The sequence below is a fragment of the Clostridium sp. Cult1 genome (assembly GCF_021655095.1).
Lineage (GTDB): Bacteria > Bacillota > Clostridia > Tissierellales > Tepidimicrobiaceae > Schnuerera.
Map to the genome: position 1 here is coordinate 1,233,951 of NZ_PPXW01000001.1, position 19,313 is coordinate 1,253,263.

13 protein-coding genes are annotated in these 19,313 nt (G+C 30.1%); all 13 read left to right on the forward strand.

Features of this window, described 5'->3' with window-relative positions:
* Positions 1 to 21 precede the first annotated feature (21 nt).
* Positions 22 to 1,578 carry an aminomethyl-transferring glycine dehydrogenase subunit GcvPB gene (gene gcvPB / locus C3E89_RS06075; protein ID WP_025641629.1) on the forward strand — a complete coding sequence of 519 codons (1,557 nt, stop codon included), beginning with the start codon at positions 22 to 24 and terminating at the stop codon, positions 1,576 to 1,578.
* Between the two features lie 82 nt (positions 1,579 to 1,660).
* Positions 1,661 to 2,773: an ATP-NAD kinase family protein gene (locus C3E89_RS06080; RefSeq protein ID WP_025641627.1), complete on the forward strand. Its 1,113-nt coding sequence runs from the start codon at positions 1,661 to 1,663 to the stop codon at positions 2,771 to 2,773.
* Between the two features lie 191 nt (positions 2,774 to 2,964).
* Positions 2,965 to 3,834: an AraC family transcriptional regulator gene (locus tag C3E89_RS06085; protein WP_025641626.1), complete on the forward strand. Its 870-nt coding sequence runs from the start codon at positions 2,965 to 2,967 to the stop codon at positions 3,832 to 3,834.
* A gap of 240 nt (positions 3,835 to 4,074) precedes the next feature.
* On the forward strand, positions 4,075 to 4,278 hold the full coding sequence (locus C3E89_RS06090; protein ID WP_025641623.1) for a hypothetical protein: 204 nt from the start codon (positions 4,075 to 4,077) through the stop codon (positions 4,276 to 4,278).
* 261 nt (positions 4,279 to 4,539) lie between these two features.
* Complete coding sequence (locus tag C3E89_RS06095) at positions 4,540 to 4,776, forward strand: hypothetical protein (RefSeq protein ID WP_236911580.1); 237 nt, start codon at positions 4,540 to 4,542, stop codon at positions 4,774 to 4,776.
* Positions 4,777 to 4,895: 119 nt separating this feature from the next.
* Positions 4,896 to 5,510: a DUF1819 family protein gene (locus C3E89_RS06100; protein ID WP_236911581.1), complete on the forward strand. Its 615-nt coding sequence runs from the start codon at positions 4,896 to 4,898 to the stop codon at positions 5,508 to 5,510.
* A gap of 2 nt (positions 5,511 to 5,512) precedes the next feature.
* Positions 5,513 to 6,085 (forward strand): DUF1788 domain-containing protein, encoded by a 573-nt coding sequence (locus C3E89_RS06105; RefSeq protein WP_236911582.1) that lies wholly within the window; start codon positions 5,513 to 5,515, stop codon positions 6,083 to 6,085.
* 11 nt (positions 6,086 to 6,096) lie between these two features.
* The gene (gene brxC / locus C3E89_RS06110; RefSeq protein ID WP_236911583.1) at positions 6,097 to 9,678 is read left to right on the forward strand and encodes a BREX system P-loop protein BrxC; all 3,582 of its coding nucleotides are present in this window, start codon (positions 6,097 to 6,099) and stop codon (positions 9,676 to 9,678) included.
* A 10-nt stretch (positions 9,679 to 9,688) separates the two neighbouring features.
* On the forward strand, positions 9,689 to 13,378 hold the full coding sequence (gene pglX, locus C3E89_RS06115; RefSeq protein ID WP_236911584.1) for a BREX-1 system adenine-specific DNA-methyltransferase PglX: 3,690 nt from the start codon (positions 9,689 to 9,691) through the stop codon (positions 13,376 to 13,378).
* 17 nt (positions 13,379 to 13,395) lie between these two features.
* The gene (gene pglZ / locus C3E89_RS06120; RefSeq protein ID WP_236911585.1) at positions 13,396 to 15,909 is read left to right on the forward strand and encodes a BREX-1 system phosphatase PglZ type A; all 2,514 of its coding nucleotides are present in this window, start codon (positions 13,396 to 13,398) and stop codon (positions 15,907 to 15,909) included.
* Positions 15,910 to 15,920: 11 nt separating this feature from the next.
* Positions 15,921 to 17,969, forward strand: coding sequence for a protease Lon-related BREX system protein BrxL (gene brxL, locus C3E89_RS06125; RefSeq protein WP_236911586.1), 2,049 nt, complete (start codon positions 15,921 to 15,923; stop codon positions 17,967 to 17,969).
* Between the two features lie 27 nt (positions 17,970 to 17,996).
* Positions 17,997 to 18,953, forward strand: coding sequence for a COG2958 family protein (locus C3E89_RS06130; RefSeq protein WP_236911587.1), 957 nt, complete (start codon positions 17,997 to 17,999; stop codon positions 18,951 to 18,953).
* A gap of 145 nt (positions 18,954 to 19,098) precedes the next feature.
* Complete coding sequence (locus tag C3E89_RS06135; RefSeq protein WP_176760125.1) at positions 19,099 to 19,260, forward strand: hypothetical protein; 162 nt, start codon at positions 19,099 to 19,101, stop codon at positions 19,258 to 19,260.
* Positions 19,261 to 19,313: the final 53 nt, after the last annotated feature.

Here is a 19,313-nt window from a genome sequence, read left to right on the forward strand (position 1 = left end):
AATGATAAGGGAGGTATTAATATGGCAAAGTTAAAGATACGGGAAAATTACCATCAAGCTAGATGGGATGAACCCATTATATATGAACTTTCAACACCTGGAGAAAGGGGGATATTGGTTCCTCAACCGGAGAAGGAGATAAAAGATGAATCAGGGGATATATTATCTAGCCTACCAGAAAATATGCGACGAAAAGATAAACCTAATTTACCTGAAATATCTCAAAAACATGTGTTAGCCCATTATTTACATCTTTCTCAAGAAACTTTAGGTTCTAACTTAAACAATGATATAAGTCAGGGTACTTGTACTATGAAATATAATCCTAGAATTAATGAAAAATTAGCAACCCTTATTCAGCACGTACATCCGTCCCAAGATGAAAATACTATGCAGGGAATATTAAGTATTTACTATAGATTTGAAAACTTTTTAAAAGAAATATCGGGAATGGATAGATTCACATTGCAGCCTGGTGGAGGTTCTCATGCAGTATATACAGCTGCATCGATAATTAGAGCCTACCATGAATCAAAGGGTGAACTAGAGCAGAGAAATGAGGTTATAACTACAATATTCTCACATCCCTGCGATGCTGCAACACCAGCTACTGCAGGTTTTAAGGTCATAACATTATTTCCAAACGAAGAAACTGGGATTCCAGATATAGAGGCTTTAGAGGAAGCTGTATCTGAACGTACTGCAGCGGTATTTATAACCAATCCAGAAGATACAGGAATCTATAATAAGGATATTGATGAATTTGTTAGAATAGTCCATGAAGCCGGAGCCCTATGTTTCTATGACCAGGCAAATGCCAATGGTATGTTAGGCATTGCTAGGGCTAGGGAAGCTGGTTTTGATATGTGCCATTTCAATGTTCATAAAACCTTTGGTACACCTCATGGTTGTTCAGGGCCTGGTACAGGAGCTTTGGGGGTTAGGGACTATTTAGCTCGATTTTTACCAATTCCTACAGTAGAATTTAATGGAGAAAAATATTACCTTGATTATGATAGACCTGAAAGCATTGGAAAGGTAAGAGGATTCTTCGGAGTTGCACCAGTAGTTCTAAAAGCATATAGTTGGGTAATGATGCTAGGTGCTGAAGGCCTGAAAGAAGTAGCTGAAATCTCTGTATTAAACAATAATTATTTACAGAAGAAGATAGAGGATATCCCAGGAGTAGATGTTTGGTATGCTAGAGGCCGTCATCGATTAGAACAAGTAAGGTATAATTGGATTGAACTAGAAAAGGAAACAGGAGTAGGTACTGACGATATAATGCGTAGAATAGGAGATTATGGTATACAACATTACTGGACTAGTCATCATCCTTGGGTAGTACCAGAACCATTTACCCTTGAACCTTGTGAAACTTACTCAAAGGCAGATCTTGATGAATATGCAGCAGTATTAGAGAGAATAGCGGAAGAGGCCAGAAAAGATCCAGAGCTTGTGAAAGCTTCCCCACATAAATGTGCAAGTAATGTAATAGTAAAACCAGAAGAATTAAACGATCCAGATAAATGGGCAGTAACTTGGCGAGCATATTTAAAAAAACATAGAAAAGAATAAATGTTAATAACTTATATATCGCCTGCGAAAGCCTGCAGACTTTTGCAGGCAACAAAAATCTACTATTTAAGGAGGTGAAAATTTGAAATTAGGATTCATAGTAAACCCCATTGCAGGCATGGGAGGCAAAGTAGGCTTGAAGGGTACTGATGGAAAAGAAGTCTTAGAAAAAGCTCGCCAATTAGGTGCATATCCCGAAGCACCAGAGAAGGCTAAAAAAGCTTTGAAAATTCTAATTTCTCTTATTGATCAAATTGAAATCATAACTTGTCCTGGAAGCATGGGAGAAGATGAAGCTACCCAATTAGGATTTAAATCTATAATTATAGGTGATAGAAAAACTAATGTAGGGCCTGAGGATACAGAAGAAGCAGCAAGTAAGATGCTAGAAATGGGCGTTGATCTATTGCTTTTCGCTGGGGGAGATGGCACTGCAAGAAATATTTATAATGTAATTGGCGACAAGCTACCAGCCATTGGTATACCAGCAGGAGTAAAGATTCATTCAGCAGTTTATGCTAACCATCCCAGAAGTGCAGGAGAAGTGGCATTAAAGTATCTAAAAGGTGAACTTAAAACAATAAGGGAAGCTGAAGTAATGGATATTGATGAAGAAGCCTATAGAGAAGGACAAGTGACAGCAAAACTATATGGCTATATGAAAGTGCCTTATGAACGCCAATTAGTCCAGAGCCTTAAAGCAGGAAGACCAGAACAAGAAGAATCTGCAAGAAAATCAATAGCAGACAGGATAGTATCTGAAATGGAACCAGATATCTTTTATATTATAGGATCTGGAACCTCTACAAGACCTATTATGGAAAAACTAGGATTACCTAATACCCTTCTAGGCATAGATATAGTAAAAAATAAAAAACTTGTAGCTTCCGATGTTGGTGAAAAAGATATATTAAAGATAATAAATGGTAAAAAAGCCAAAATCATCGTCACAGTAATTGGAGGCCAAGGATATATATTCGGTAGAGGCAATCAACAGTTAAGTGGAAATGTCATAAAAATGGTAGGAAAAGATAATATACGTATTATAGCTACAAAAAACAAAATCATATCCTTAGGAGGACAACCAATCTTAGTAGACACTGGTGACGATGAGGTAAATAAGATGTTCAATAGATATATGAGAATATTGACAAGTTATAATGAAGAAATTATCTATAAAGTCAAAGGATTATAAATAGAAACCACCGAATAATAGGTGGTTTTTCTTTTACTGCAAGTTATAAAGAGAAACTTTACATTACAATAAATAAGTTATAAGAATTCATCTGTTTTCCAATCTATAATGATTCGGTATTTTTTGTGTCAAAAAAGTCGAGCATAGTAAAAGCAACTTTGGTATTATGTAGATATGGAAGGAGGAAGGTGATGTTAAACGAATTAAACCATGTGATTGACTATATTGAAGAGCGTTTAACCGATGATCTATCTCTAGAAGAAATTTCTGAATATGCTGGGGTTTCTGATTATCATTTTAGAAAGATATTCTTTTACATTTCAGGATTGACTCTTAGTGAATATATCAAAAACAGAAGATTATCGGAAGCTAGTATGGATTTATTACATGGAGAAAAAGTAACAGATGTTGCTTTTAAATATGGTTACCAATCAATAGATGGCTTTACTCGAGCATTTAAAAAGTGGAGTGGTTTTTTGCCTTCAGAAGTGATAAAAAAAGGCATTAGCAAAACTTTTCCTAAACTTTCATTTGTCATAACTGTTAAGGGAGGAATTAATATGGAATTTAGAATCGAAGAAAAACCAGCGTTTAATTTAGTCGGCGTTAGTAAACGTGTCCCAATGCAATTTGAAGGTGTCAATAATGAGATTGTAAAACTAGCAGAAAGTATAACAGACGAACAAAGAGAAGAAATGCACTCTCTTCAAAATATGGAACCTTATGAAATCGTCAATGCTTCTTATGAGGCAGACGCTAATTTTTTAAAAGAAGAAGGAGATTTAACCCATCTTATAGGTGTTTTAACGACTGAAAATCAAGTAAGCGACCTATTAGAAAAGGTGCCAGTTGATGCATATACTTGGGCTGTTTTCCCAAATGAAGGTCCATTTCCTTCAACATTACAAGAAACAATGGCAAAAGTGTATTCAGAATGGCTTCCATCTTCCAACTATGAAGTAATCAATGCTCCTGCTTTTTCTTTTACTAAAATGGATAAAGACAAAAAAGATTATGCTTATAGTGAAGTTTGGATTCCTGTCCGTAGAAAAACTAAATAAGTACAAATCATTGCAATATACTCCCTTTAAGGTAGACTGATTAAAAAATAGGTATCTTGAAGGGAGTATTTAAAATTTAATATTTAAAAGATAAAAAGGGCTAAGCCCTTATATTATTGTGAATATAAAATGTGCTATAATAGCACTGAACATCGAGACTAATTGACATATATTCAAATATTATGTAATATAATAATACATTACATAAATAATTATATATTAGAAAAGAGGATGGATATAATGAAATTTGGAATGAGAAAACCAAGTATAAAAAAGAGAATAGGTGCCAGAACCAGCATCAAAAGACAAATAGTCCACAGGGGCGGCTTTAAAATGCCAAGAGGATATGGCTGGGTAAGAAATCCTAGAAAATATGCCTACAATAAAGTATATAATAGGACTACTTTTGATATATTTAAAGTCCTGAAAAAGTTATTTAAATAGGGAATTGTGGAAGGAGAAATTAAAGATTTGTAGAATATTATAATATAATCTGGAAATTTGGAGAGAAGGGGAGGTAAGATAAAAAGATAAAATCTGTGACCTATGAAGAAGCCTTATAGGATATGACGGAAGAAAAACTGGATAGATTCCATAAGGAAAGGTATTAGAAATTTATAAACATATTTGGGCTCATGTAGATATAGTGATAAGACTATAAAAATTAATAAAGTGCTAAATTCACTTAAAGTACCGAGATTTGTAATGGAATTTTTAGTATATCATGAAGTACTACATGCAGATATGCCAAACAATGGCCATGATAAGCATTTTAGGAAAAGAGAAAGAAAATTTATACCATCTAAAATAGCTGAAAAAGAAGCAAAGGAATTTGAAGATGGATATAAATATGACGCCAATGTATCTTACTGTTGGTATACAGTAAGTAATCAATTTTTAGATACAATTCATTGGGGTTACAAGATAGAGGATAAGAAATAGTAGAACTAGCATATAAATTTTATAAGAAAACATCTCTTGAACAATATAGTATAAATTTAAATTTGAACTCCTTACAATGGTATAATAATATATAGTAGTATATCATGAGGAGGAAAAAAATGAGTATTAATGGAGTAAATAAATTAAAATATAGTGCTGGGGCTGTGAGCAAAGGATTTTGGTTTCAAGAGTTTAAAAAATATAATACTTTAATTAGTGAAGGGCTAAAGGATGCAGAAATAAAAAAAATGCAAGAAGAAAAAAACATACTATTAGCTCCATCAGCTGACTATGGTAAAAAAATGATAAATGAAGTATCTAAACGAATTAGAGCATTACCTAAAGAAATATCTATAATGTTCATCAGCTTACCGGTTTCAGATCAGAAGATATTAAATATTTTAGGAATAATGATGACGGATAGATTATTCTTTGAGTATATGTACGAGGTATATAGGGGAAAAATTATAACAGGGAATTTACAATTTGATAATAGCGATACGAGAATATTTTTTAAAAATAAATCTGAGCAAAGCGAAAAAGTTGCAAACTTCACATCACAAACCAAGAAAAGATTAGCAGGTGCATATAGGACATATTTAAAGGAAGCAAATCTTATAGTAGAAGATAATAATTCAGTAACAATAAAAAAACCTATTTTAGATATTAATTTGGAAAATGAGATGAAAAACAAGGGTTTATATCCTTATTTAAGAGTTTTTCTGGGGGAATAGCATTGAAAACATTAGATGAAAAATTAATGATGATTGAAGAAGTAATAAGTGATGAAAATTTTAGAAAAAATAAAGGCTTAAGTAATGAAGTAGGCTATTATATTTTTGATTATCCAGCTGAAGAAGAAATAAAAGTAAGAAAATATCTAGAAAACCTAAAAAACAAATCAAAACCTCAAGGATATGAGTTAGTAATTTATGATGTTTATGATATTATGCTCGATTTAATAGAAGAAGAAGGTTTAATGGAAAATTGCATAGAAATGGAAGTAAATGAAGGACTAGATTATTTGATTTCAGCAGTAAATGATATATTAAGAATAGATTATGATGATAATTATTTCAATACTTATATAGAAGAAAATACACCAAATAATTCAGTTGTATTTATTACAGGAATAGGAAAAATATTTCCCTTTGCAAGAGCTCATGGAATTTTAAATAAGCTTCATTTAGTATTTGATAGAGCTCCGGTAGTGCTTTTTTATCCAGGCAAATATGATGGCCAAAGCTTAATGTTATTTTCGGAGTTTAAAGACGATAACTATTATAGAGCATTTCCGCTTATAAGATAGGGGGGCATATTATGAAAATTAAAGATATGTTTGTAAAACCAATAAACAGAGACATACAAGGTGTTATTAAAGTTGGACAAGATGATGAAGAAAACATTAAACAAGAATTAGAAGAATATGTGGTAACCAAAGAACTTCAAAAACATTTTAGAGACTTTTTCAGTAGTTATAAAAAAGGTATAGTTGGAAATACAGACAAAATGGGTGTTTGGATATCCGGCTTTTTTGGCAGTGGTAAATCACATTTCTTAAAGATATTATCATATTTATTAGAGAACCGTGAAGTAGAAGGGAAAAAAGCACTTGATTATTTCCTAGAAGATGAAAAGATAAAAGACCCTATGGTAGTAGCAGATATGAAACTTGCATGCAATACTCCAACAGACGTTATTTTATTTAATATAGATTCTAAAAGTAAATCTGCAGGGCCAAAAGGTAAAGATAGTATATTAAATGTATTTTTAAGAGTATTCAATGAAATGCAAGGATTTAGCACGGATCCTCATTTAGCAGACTTGGAAAGACAACTAACAGAAGATGGAATATATGAAGAATTTAAAACTAGATATGAAGAAATGCACAATTTAAACTGGGTAGAAAATCGTCATAAATTTAAATTTCATAGAGACAAGGTAGTTAAAACTTTAGCTGACATAGGTTTTATGAGTGAAGAATCAGCTAGAGATTGGAGCAAGAGTACAACAGTACCTTATGAAATAAGTATAGATAGATTTGCAGAACTAGTTAAAGAATATTTAGACAGTAAAGGTAAAAACCACCATATAGTATTTTTAGTAGACGAAATGGGACAATATATAGGTGACAATACTGATTTAATGCTTAATCTACAGACTATAACAGAAGATTTAGGAACAGCTTGCAATGGAAAAGCATGGATAGTAGTAACAAGTCAACAAGATATAGACTCTATAACAGAGGTTAGTGGAAAAGATTTTTCAAAAATTCAAGGTAGATTTGATACAAGACTTAATTTGACATCTGCCAATGTAGACGAAGTAATTAAGCTTCGTATATTAGAAAAAACTGAAACAGCCAATGAAACTCTAGGTGTTTTATATGAAAACAACGAAACTATAATTAAAAATTTAATTATATTTAACGATGGTATAGAGAAAAAACTTTATGAAAATCAAAAAGATTTTTGCGATGTATATCCTTTTATACCATATCAATTTAATTTACTTGGTAGTGTACTTACATCTATAAGACAACATGGAGCCAGTGGCAAACATCTATCAGAAGGAGAACGTTCCATGTTAGCCTTGTTTAAAGAAAGTGCAGAAAAGATAATGGATAAAGAAGATGGTGAAATAGTTCCATTTAATATATTCTATGATGGATTGGATAAGTTCTTAGATCACAGTCATTCGGCAGTCATAACTAAAGCCTTAGAAAATGATTATATTAATCCAAGTAGAGAAGAAGACAATTTCAATGTAAATGTATTAAAGACCCTATTTTTGATTAAGTATGTAAAAGAAATAGAGGCTAATTTAGAAAATATTACTACTCTTATGGTATCTAATATAAAGGATGATCGAATTGAACTAAAAGATAAAGTAGAAAAAGCACTAAATATTTTAGTGGGACAAACACTGGTACAAAAAAATGGTGATTTATATATATTCTTAACCAATGAAGAACAGGAAATAAATAGAGAAATTGATAGACAACACATTGAATCCCAAGCTATTACAAAAAAGATTTCAGAAATAATATATGCAGGAATTCTTTCAGAAGATAAGGTAAGCTATAGTAAATTTGGTAATAGATATAATTTTGGCTTTAATAGATTTGTAGATGGGGAACCATATAGATCTAATCAAGCTTTTGATATAGGAATCGACATAATAACTCCCAATTCAGAGAAAAATGGAATAGAAAGTACTTTAAGGATGAATAGTCAAAGGGAAAATATTGTTTATGTAGATTTACCAAATGATAGAGCTTTTATAGACGAAATAAGAACAGAAATGAAGATAGAAAAATATTTAAACCTATCTAGTACTAGTAATATTCCAAAACTAGAAGAAATAAGAGCCTTAAAACGTGTAGAAATTAGAGACCATCAAGATAGAGGAAAGCTTTATTTAGGAGAAGCATTAAAAGAAGCTGATTTTTACTTAAATGGGGACAAACTAGAATTTAAGAGTAAGGATTTTAAATTTAATGTACAGGAAAGCTTAGAAAGACTAACTGAAATTGTATATCATAAACTGGAATATATAGATACTCCAGTAGACGAAGTAGATATTAAAAACCTATTTAAAAATAGAGACAATAGAGATGTACAATTAGATGTGCTTGAAAATCCTAATGAAAACGCAATAAGAGAAGTATTAAACTATATAAAACTAAGGACTAAAAACCATAGCAAAATATCCCTTAAAGAAGTAAAAGAAAGGTTTTTAAAAGCACCCTATGGATTTTTAGACGTAGATATAGAATGGATTATAGCTAAACTATTTTTAGATGGGAAGATAAGTTTTACTCTACATGGAGAAACTGTTTCATTATATAACGAAACAGAAGAAGAAATAATAAATTATATAACTAAGAAACAATATGTAGAAAAACTATTAATAGAAGAAAAAGAAGCAATAGATGAAAGATATATAAAGAGTTTGAAGAATATATCCTCGACAGTATTTGGTAAAGGAATACAATTTGAAGATACAGATATGATGGTAAAAAAATTTAATGAATATGCTAAAAATATGATTGATGAATTAAACACAATAAGATCCTATTATGACAGTGGCGAATATCCTGGAGAAAAAATTATTATAGAAGGAATTGATTTAATAAACAAAACAAGGGGCATGTCAAATTCTTTAGATATATTTAAACATTTAAACAAAAACGAAGATGATTATTTAGATTTTGAAGAAGATTATCAACCTATAAAATCCTTTTTTAAAGGAAACCAAAAAAACATATGGAATAAGACTCAACATTATATATTAATATATGATGAAAGTAAATCCTATATATTAAATGAGGATATAGAAAAGATTACGGAAGAGATGAAAAAGATAATATCTATGCCTAGCCCCTATAATAAAATAAAAGATTTACCAGAATTAAATAATAGATTTTTAGATCTATATAATGATATTTTAGACAAAGAATTAGAACCTGTAAAAGAAGAAATTGAACAGGCAAAGGCTAGAGTTATGGAAGAATTAGAAAAAACAGATTTAGAAGACAAACTTGGATATAAATATAGAAATAGCTTTGACAATCTTATTAAAAGAGCTGCATCTTGCAATAATGTTGCAAAGGTAAATGGCTTTAAAATTGAAGCAGATACCTTAAAAAAGAGATATTTAAATGAAATAGCTAAGGAAATAAAGAAAAGAGAAACGGAAAAACCTATTGGCGGTGGTACAGGAACTGAAACAGTAGTACCACCAGTTAAAAAGCGTAAATATATTAGTATAAAAGACATTAATCCATCAGGTTCTTGGGAAATAAAAAATAAGAAAGATTTGGACGAGTATTTAAAGAATCTAAGAGAAAGTTTGGAAAAAGAATTAGAAGAAAACACTATTTTAAACATTGAGTTTTAGGAGGGCAACAATGGATAAAACAGCACTTAAAAACTTTGCCATGTATTCAAGACAAAAACTCATAAAGGATATAGAAACGAAAGCTAATTTTATAGGAATAACAAAAGAGGGTATTAAAGACCCTCTTCCTGAATCTACTGAGGATATGTTTATTTTTAATATAGGGGAGATTGAGCCTTATAGAATACATGGAGAAGATGTAAAAAAGTATAAAAAATTAGTAAAAGAACTTAAAAAAAGAGAAGATGAATCAGGCTACAAAACAGCATATAAAACCTTAATAGAAGAAGTAGCTTACACTTGGTTTAATAGAATAATTGCTATAAGATTTATGGAAGTAAACAATTATATGCCCGATAAAATGAGAATATTATCTTCAGGTAAAGAAGGAGTTAGAGAACCAGAGTTTGTAACTTACTATAGGGATACAGATATAGGAATAACAGAAGAAGAATTTGAAAAATTAGATGAACTAAAACTGGACGGTAGTGCAGAAGCCATGGATGATCTATTCCAATTTATGTTTATCAAACAATGTAATGCATTAAACAAAAATCTACCAGAACTATTTGAAAAAACCGATGACTATGCAGAGCTGCTTTTAAATATATCTTATAACGATCCAGAAGGAGTAGTGTACAAACTAATAGAAGACATAGGAGAAGAGCCTTTTGATATAGAAGAAACAGGGCAGATAGAGATAATAGGTTGGTTGTATCAGTATTATAATACTGAACTTAAAGCAGAGATAGATGCAGCTGTTAAGAAAAACAAGAAAGTGGATAAAAACACTCTACCAGCTAAAACCCAGTTATTTACTCCAGAATGGATTGTACAATACATGGTACAAAACTCTTTAGGTAGACTTTGGATAGAGAGAAAAATAGCAATTGGAACAGATAAAACAGAGGAAGAATTAGCTAAAGAATATGGATGGGAATATTATCTACCAGAAGCAGAACAAGTGGAAGAAGTAAAAGTAGATCTTAAAAACATCAGAGAAGATAGAAAATATTTAAAAGTTGAAGATATAACATTTATAGATCCTTCTATGGGAAGTGGACATATACTTGTATATGCTTTTGAAATGTTTATGCAATTTCATTTAGAAGAAGGATATACAGAACGAGAAGCAGCAGAAAGTATAATAGAGAACAATCTATATGGATTGGACATAGATAAAAGAGCATATCAACTAGCATATTTTTCTCTTATGATGAAAGGTAGACAATATAGTAGAAGAATACTTAATAAAGAGATAGAAAACAATTTATATTATTTTATAGATAGTAAAGATATAAATGTAAAGCAGATAGATTTTTTAGGTGGGAATATAGAAGATGAAAAATATAGAGAAGCCCTTAAAAAGGACATATTAGAAATAGTAGAATTATTTAAAGATGGCAGAGAATTGGGTTCTATAATAAAAATTGATAAAGAATATAATTATGATGAACTTATAAAATTTGCAAGTGCACTAAACCTCCATGGGCAAGTACCTATGGAGGCAGACAAAATAGAAACTACTCAAGAAGATATAATTTATATACTAGAGCTAACTAGAACATTGTCAGATAGATATAGTATAGTACTAGCAAATCCACCTTACTTAGGTTCTGATAATATGTCGAAAATTTTAAAAAAGTATGTCGAAAGAAATTACAAAGATAGTTGGTATGATTTGTACTCTGTATTTATGGAAAAATGTTTTATTATTACCAGTAGATTTGGGTATAATTCAATGATAACCCAACATAACTTTATGTTCGCATATAGTTATGTAAAATTTAGATATAATGTTGTTAATTATAGTAATATTCTTTCGATGTTGCATTTGGGACCAGGAACTTTCGAGGAAATATCTGGGGAAGTTGTTCAGTCGATTGCATTTGTAGTGGGAAAGTTTAATATAGATTACATCACTACGATTTTAAGATTAGTAGAAGTTAAAAACAAAGAAGAAAAATTCCATTTTAGACACAAGCACAATAATATCCTATATTTATATGATATGAAAAGAATATTAGAGCTGCCAGAAAACATTTTTGTATATTCATTGACTGAGAAACAAATCAAGTTATATAAAGAACATAATAGTATAGAAGAATCATTCATACCGAAGGCGGGGATTGTAACGGGCAAAGATATATATTTTATAAGATATTGGTATGAGGTAAATAATGATTTTATTGAGTATAAACCATATGATATAAACCATAAATATGTATTATATTCTAAAGGGGGATCGTTTAAAAAATGGTATGGAAATATTAATTATGTTATAAAGCTTTCGGATTTATGGGATGATAATAAGGTTGGGAAATCTGTGAGAAGAGGGGATAAAAATTATTATTTTGCAAAAGGTGTAGGATGGTCACAGACTGGTTCAAATAAACAAAAAAATTATAGTATGTTAAAAAATTGTGTATGTGGTACAGGTACACCTATGATATACAATGCTAATATAGAAGAACTACACTATGTGTTGGGTTTTTTAAATAGTAATATATCTGGAAAATTTCTAAGTGTATTAAATCCAACTTTAAATACTTATATAAGTGATATATATAATTTGCCATATGTTGTTGATAATGTTAAATACAAATTGGTAATAAAATTAGTAAAAGAAAATATTGAAATCTCAAAAACAGACTTGGACTCTTTTGAAACTTCATGGAATTTTAAAACCCATCCATTTTTGTATTTCAAAATTGATAATAAACACTTGACAATTGAGGACGCATATTATAAGTGGAAGGATTTTACCCATAGTGAATTTGCTAAACTTAAATCTAATGAAGAACTACTAAATGAAATATTTATAGAAATTTATGGTTTAGAAGACGAATTAACACCAGAAGTATCAGACAAAGATATTACCATAGCTAAAATATTTGATGATAAAAAAGATATATATGAAGATATCAAAGGAAATCAATATATTCTAACTAAAGAGGATGTAGTTAAATCTTTTATATCCTATGGAGTAGGATGTATTTTTGGAAGATATAGTTTAGATGAAAAAGGCTTAGTCTATGCAGGTGGGGAATTTGATATAAGTAGATATAATAAATTTAAACCAGTAGAAGACAATATAGTAGTAATAACAGATGAGGAATACTTTGAAGACGATTTAGCAAATAGGTTTGTAGAATTTGTTAGGATAAGTTTTGGAAAAGAAAATCTAGAAGAAAATCTTAAATTCATAGCAGATTCTTTAAAAGGTATAGGAACTCCAAAAGAGAAGATAAGAAAATATTTTTTAAATGATTTTTATGATAATCATTGTAGTCAATATAGTATGCCAAGGGAGGGTAAAAGACCTATTTATTGGTTATACGATAGTGGAAAAGAAAATGGTTTTAAAGCATTAATCTATATGCATAGATATGATGAGGATACTACAGGTAGAGTAAGAATAGATTATTTGCACAAACTACAAAGAATTTATGAAAATAGGATAGACTTTTTAAGGGATGACATAGCAAATAATAGCAATGCAAATGAAGTAGCTAAATCAGAAAAAAAACTAGAAAAGATAATGAAACAACTTAAAGAATGTAAAGACTATGATAAAAAAATAGGGCATATAGCTCTTTCAAGAATAGCTATAGACTTAGACGATGGTGTAAAAGTAAATTATGAAAAGGTGCAAACAGATAATGATGGGGAAAAATATCAAATACTTGCTAAGATTTAGGAAGTGGAGTGTGATTTATGGCTGAGTTAAATTTAAAACAAATTGAAGACAAATTAAATGATGAGTTTAAAGAAGAAGACAGGGTTATTATATTTTGGTATGATGAAAAACAAGAATTTGTAGATGATATAGAAAGTTTGAATCTTGAAAATACTAAGATTCATTACTTAACTCCAACAAATCTATTTAAAACCAAAGTATTATTAGAGAGGGAAGATAAGGAGAGTAATTACCTTATATATGCACCATTTGAAAAGCCAGATAATAGGAACAATCATTTAGCTGATACCATTCTTTATTCTAAAGAGTTTTTTGCCGATAGGGTTTCTCTTTTAGTTGCAGATTTGGGCATTGATATAGCATACAAACCAGTATTAGAAAAATATATTAAATTTTTTAATTCCAAAGAGAGGACTAAAAGGTTCTATGATTTAGAAGTAGATATCTATAATAAAGAGAGTATAGAAGTAGGTTTATTAGCTGCATTAGCAAAATCAAAGGTGGCAAATTTTGAGGAAGTTGTGAGGATTGTGTTATCTGAAGATTTATCCAATAATAAATATATGAAGGAGTTTTCTAAATATGAATTAGAGGAAGTTTTTTGGGAATATTGTAAGATTAAATTTTCCTATATAGACGAAGAACCAAGCCTTATAAAGTTTTGCATAAGTTTATTGTTAACCTATGCAAAAAACCAAACCAATGGGATATTACCTTCAAATTTAAACAAGTATATATTAGATAAACCAGGTACAGTTATGGCTTTTGTTGATCAGATGATGAATAGTAATTTATATCAAGATAGTTTTAGAAGAATTTCTGAAGAAGTATATAGGAGCATAGATGGAGATAGAATTTTTATAGATTGTGAAATACAAGATTTAATAAATGTAGATGTATTTAAAGGTATTGATGAAAGAATAATTAATTGGATTTCAGACAGATTATTAGATGAAAATTTAAATGTAGAAGTCGAAGGTTTAACTATACCCGAAATATGTAAAAGTAGAAAGTTCAAACATTTCAAGGACAAATATAGCAATCATTATGATGTTTTAATAAATGCTTATTATTTAATACTAAATAAAGATTTTAAGCCCAAAGATAATATATTTGATCTAGTAGTGGAATATGATAAAGAATATTATAAGATGGACACTTATTATAGAAGATTCTATTATCATTTAGATAAAGTTAAAAATAATGTTATATTTGAAGAATTACAAACTTTAGTTGAAAACATATATGTAAATAGATATTTAGATGTAGTTTCTAAAGAATTCAGTAATATGATGGATTATAGTAAGCTAAAAGGCAAATATAAGTTCCAAAAGGATTTTTACAATAATTTTATAGTAGGAAAAACTGAAAGAATAATTGTAATAATATCTGACGCTTTTAGATATGAAGTAGGAAAAGAGTTAATGGAAAGATTTAAGTATGATGAAAAAATTGAAGCTAAAATAGAGCCTCAAATTGGTGTATTACCAAGCTATACTACTTTAGGTATGGCAGCTCTTTTACCTAATAAAAATATTGAAATTACTGATGATTATGGAGTCTATGTGGATGGGAATCCTACTAGCAATATTGTGGAGAGGAATACCATATTACAATCTAAAAATCCTAAAAGTGATAGCATACAATATGATAAATTAATCAAAATGAAAAAGCAGGAAATGAGGGAGTTTTTTGCTGGCAAAGAGGTAATATATATTTATCACAATCAAATAGATGCTAGGGCACATAGTGCAGAAGATGAGGTTTTTGATGCTTGTTATGAAGCAATGGAGGAAATAGAAGATATAATAAAAAGACTTACCAATAATGTTTCAGCAACTAGATTTGTTATTACATCAGATCATGGGTTTATATATACTAGAAACAACAATAAAGAGTCTGACAAGATAGATAAGTTTTTTGAAAAAGAGGATAAGATCAATAGGAGATTTATAATATCAGAACATAGCTATGATATATTAGGTACTAAAAACATCATTGTATCAGATGTTTTAGGTAATTATGATGAAAGAACTATAACAACACCTTTAACATCCAATGTATTTAAAACACAGGGAGGGGGACAAAACTTTGTTCATGGTGGATGCTCACCCCAAGAGATTATAGTTCCTGTAATTAAAGTAAAAACTATTAGAGGTGCTGTAGAAGTAGAAAAGGTAAAGATATCTCTTATAAGCATGGTATCAAAGATTACTAGTTTATTACTTAATTTAGACTTTGTTCAACAGGAACCCGTTTCAGATATTATTAAACCAGCTACCTATAAAATTGGATTCATAGATAAAGATGGAGAATTGATTTCCAATGAGGAAATATATGTCGCCAAAAGTAAGTCAGAAGATTCTTCAGATCGTATATTTAATTTAAAGTTTAGCCTTAGAAATAAAAAATATAGTAGAGATGAAGAATATTATTTTACAATAACAGATGCGGAAACAGGAATAGAAATTTATAGACAGCAAGTTATCATAGATATAGTTTTTGCAGATGATTTTGGCTTTGATATATAAGGGGGAGTTAAATGCCTAATTTATTAGATAGGGACCAATTACTTAACAAACTTTTAACTCATTTTCCTGGTAAAATTGTGAGAAAGGATTTAACTAAAAGAATAAAAGAAGGGGCAAATGTTCCAGTATATGTACTGGAATATTTGCTAGGTATGTATTGTTCATCTCAAGATGAAGATGTAATAGAACAAGGAGTTCAGAATGTAAAGAATATATTATCTAGAAACTATGTAAGACCTGATGAAGCGCAGAAGATAATTTCAAAGCTTAGAGAGACAGGAAGCTATACTGTTATAGACAAGGTATCGGTAAAATTAAATTATAGAACGGATACTTATGAAGCAGAGTTTTCCAATTTAGGACTTAAAGGAGTTCCTATATCAGATACTTATCCCTCAAAATATGAAAGACTTTTAGCAGGGGGTATTTGGTGTATAGTACAGATGGAATATTTTTTTGACGAAGGAGATAGGAATAGAGTTCCTTTTATCATCAACAAATTAACTCCTGTTCAGATGCCAAGCATTGATATGGATGAGTTTAAAAAGGCTAGGGGAAAATTCACAACTGAAGAATGGATAGACATAATTTTGAGAAGCACTGGAATGGAACCAGATAAACTTAATGAAAGAGAAAAATGGTTGCATTTAGTAAGACTAGTACCATTAGTAGAAAATAATTATAATTTCTGTGAACTAGGTCCTAGAGGAACAGGGAAATCCCATGTATATAAGGAGATTTCACCAAATTCTATATTGGTTTCAGGTGGACAAACTACTGTAGCTAATCTATTTTATAATATGAACACTAGACAGGTCGGGCTTGTGGGAATGTGGGATTGTGTAGCTTTTGATGAAGTTGCAGGAATTACTTTTAAAGATAAAGATGGTGTACAAATAATGAAAGACTATATGGCTTCTGGTTCTTTCTCACGAGGAAAGGAAGAAAAAAATGCCACAGCTTCTTTTGCTTTTGTAGGAAATATTAATCAATCTGTAGATGTTCTATTAAAGACTTCTCATTTATTTGAACCTTTTCCTGAAGCCATGGGAATGGATACAGCTTTTTTAGATAGAATGCATTGCTATTCACCAGGTTGGGAAATTCCAAAGTATAGGCCATACCATTTTACAAACGATTATGGATTTATAACAGATTATTTTGCTGAAGTAATGAGAGAATTGAGAAAAATATCCTATGGGGATGCTTATGAAAAATATTTCAAACTAGGTAGCCAATTAAATCAAAGGGATACTATTGCTGTTAAAAAGACTGTATCAGGTATGGTAAAGCTAATATATCCTCATGGAGAATATACGAAAAATGATATTGAAAAAATACTGAGATTTTCATTGGAAATGAGAAGGAGAGTTAAGGAACAACTTAAGAAAATAGGTGGAATGGAATTTTACGATGTTAACTTCTCTTATATAGACAATGAAACATTCGAAGAAGAATATGTACCTGTACCAGAACAAAGTAGCGGAACCCTTATTCCAGATGGAATAGGTAAGCCAGGACATTTGTATAGTGTCTCTAGGGGAGAATCGGGAATGATAGGAGTATTCAAATTAGAAACTCAAATGACTTCTGGAAATGGTAAATTTGAAAGGACAGGAATTGGTTCAAATTCTAGAGCTAAAGAGTCAGTAGATAATGCTTATAAGTATCTTAAAGCTAATAGTAGCAGCATAAGTGGAAATATAAGTACAACAACAAAGGATTATCTTATACATATACAAGATTTAAATGGAATAGGAATGGCAACAGAATTAACTTTACCTACCATAATAGCTATATGTTCAGTAGCATTAAAAAAGCCAGTACTTACTAGTATGGCTGTTTTAGGAGATGTAAGTATAGGAGGAACTTTGATAAAAGTTGAAGAATTAGCCAATACATTACAAGTATGTCAAGATAGTGGAGCAAAGAAGGTACTATTACCTCTAACATCAGCAGCTGATCTAGGAACAGTACCGCCTGAGCTTGTAGGTTCTTTTAATTTAATATTTTATAGCTCGGCAGAAGATGCTGTATTTAAGGCATTGGGAGTGGAGTAATATTTATAAATCAATGGGGGGATAATTTTGGCTACATATACATTTCTTGATCTAGTAGATGAAGTTTTAGAATATAGTAAAAAACCATTATCTGAAAAAGAATTATGGGAAAAGGCAGTGGAATTAGGATTGGATAAGAAACTTGGAAGTACTGGAAAGACTCCTTGGAAAACAATAAGTGCAAGATTGTATGTAGATATGAGAGACAATAAAAATTCTAAATATGTTAAAGTCGGCAAAAGACCAACTAGATTTTATTTGAAAGAGTATGCTGAGAAGGAGAATCCCAATATTATCCAAGAAAAGATTGAAAAACCAGAAGGATTTGAGAAACCTACACAATATAATGAAAGAGATATACACCCTTTGCTAGTTAAATTTATTAACGAGGATCCACATTTTAAAGCATATGCTAAGACAGTCTATCATGAAAAATCTATTAAAAAGAGAGAAGGAGTAAACAAATGGTTGCACCCAGATATTGTAGCAGTTTATTTTCCTTTTGAAGATTTTGAAAATCTAACAACGGAGGTACAAAGGTCGTTATCTGTGAATAGTATTAAGTTATTTTCTTTTGAACTTAAAATTGACTTAGACTTTTCAAGTTTAAGAGAATATTATTTTCAAGCTGTATCCAACTCAAGCTGGGCTAATGAAGGGTATTTAGTATGTTTGAATATTCAAGATGATTCAGAACTTATAAATGAATTACAAAGACTAAATAGTGCTTTTGGTATAGGAGTAATTAAATTAAATAGTGAAGATGTATCTCAAAGCGAGATCATATTACCTGCTAGAGAAAGGACTGATTTAGATTGGACTACTATAGATAGACTTATTGCTGATAATGTAGATTTTGAAGAATTTTTTATTTATATAATTGAGGACTTGAAAGTAGGTAAAATAAAAAGTAATTATGATAGTGTGAAATCAGATATTGAGATGGAAAAATATTTGATATCGAAGGGATTTAAATTCTATTAAGGAGGAGTTAAAATGTCAAATTTTCAATATGAAATCACAGAATATATAGATATAATCTCAGAATCAGCTAAAGGCTAGACTAAAGAATTAAATCTAATTAGCTGGAGCAATAGAGAACCTAAATATGACCTAAGAGATTGGAATCATGAAGATTGTAAGCTTGGCAGTGGATAATTCAGGAATAGAACAATTATTAGAAGTAATAAAGTTAATATTGTTTTCAATAGGGATAGATATACTAGAATGTCAAAAGATATTTTACGAAGAAGAAAAGCTTAGAGTAGAAAAATATTTGAATATAAAATAAAAAATGTTGAAGTCAAAGTGATAATAGATGAAGATAAATAAATGGTTCTTAAA

Excerpts from the sequence above, each read along its gene's own strand:
- C3E89_RS06095 (WP_236911580.1), top strand. The coding sequence starts at position 4,540 with ATGGAATTTTTAGTATATCATGAAGTACTACATGCAGATATGCCAAAC.
- pglX (WP_236911584.1), top strand. The coding sequence starts at position 9,689 with ATGGATAAAACAGCACTTAAAAACTTTGCCATGTATTCAAGACAAAAA.
- gcvPB (WP_025641629.1), top strand. The coding sequence starts at position 22 with ATGGCAAAGTTAAAGATACGGGAAAATTACCATCAAGCTAGATGGGAT.
- C3E89_RS06085 (WP_025641626.1), top strand. The coding sequence starts at position 2,965 with ATGTTAAACGAATTAAACCATGTGATTGACTATATTGAAGAGCGTTTA.
- C3E89_RS06135 (WP_176760125.1), top strand. The coding sequence starts at position 19,099 with ATGAAGATTGTAAGCTTGGCAGTGGATAATTCAGGAATAGAACAATTA.
- C3E89_RS06100 (WP_236911581.1), top strand. The coding sequence starts at position 4,896 with ATGAGTATTAATGGAGTAAATAAATTAAAATATAGTGCTGGGGCTGTG.
- brxC (WP_236911583.1), top strand. The coding sequence starts at position 6,097 with ATGAAAATTAAAGATATGTTTGTAAAACCAATAAACAGAGACATACAA.
- pglZ (WP_236911585.1), top strand. The coding sequence starts at position 13,396 with ATGGCTGAGTTAAATTTAAAACAAATTGAAGACAAATTAAATGATGAG.
- brxL (WP_236911586.1), top strand. The coding sequence starts at position 15,921 with ATGCCTAATTTATTAGATAGGGACCAATTACTTAACAAACTTTTAACT.
- C3E89_RS06090 (WP_025641623.1), top strand. The coding sequence starts at position 4,075 with ATGAAATTTGGAATGAGAAAACCAAGTATAAAAAAGAGAATAGGTGCC.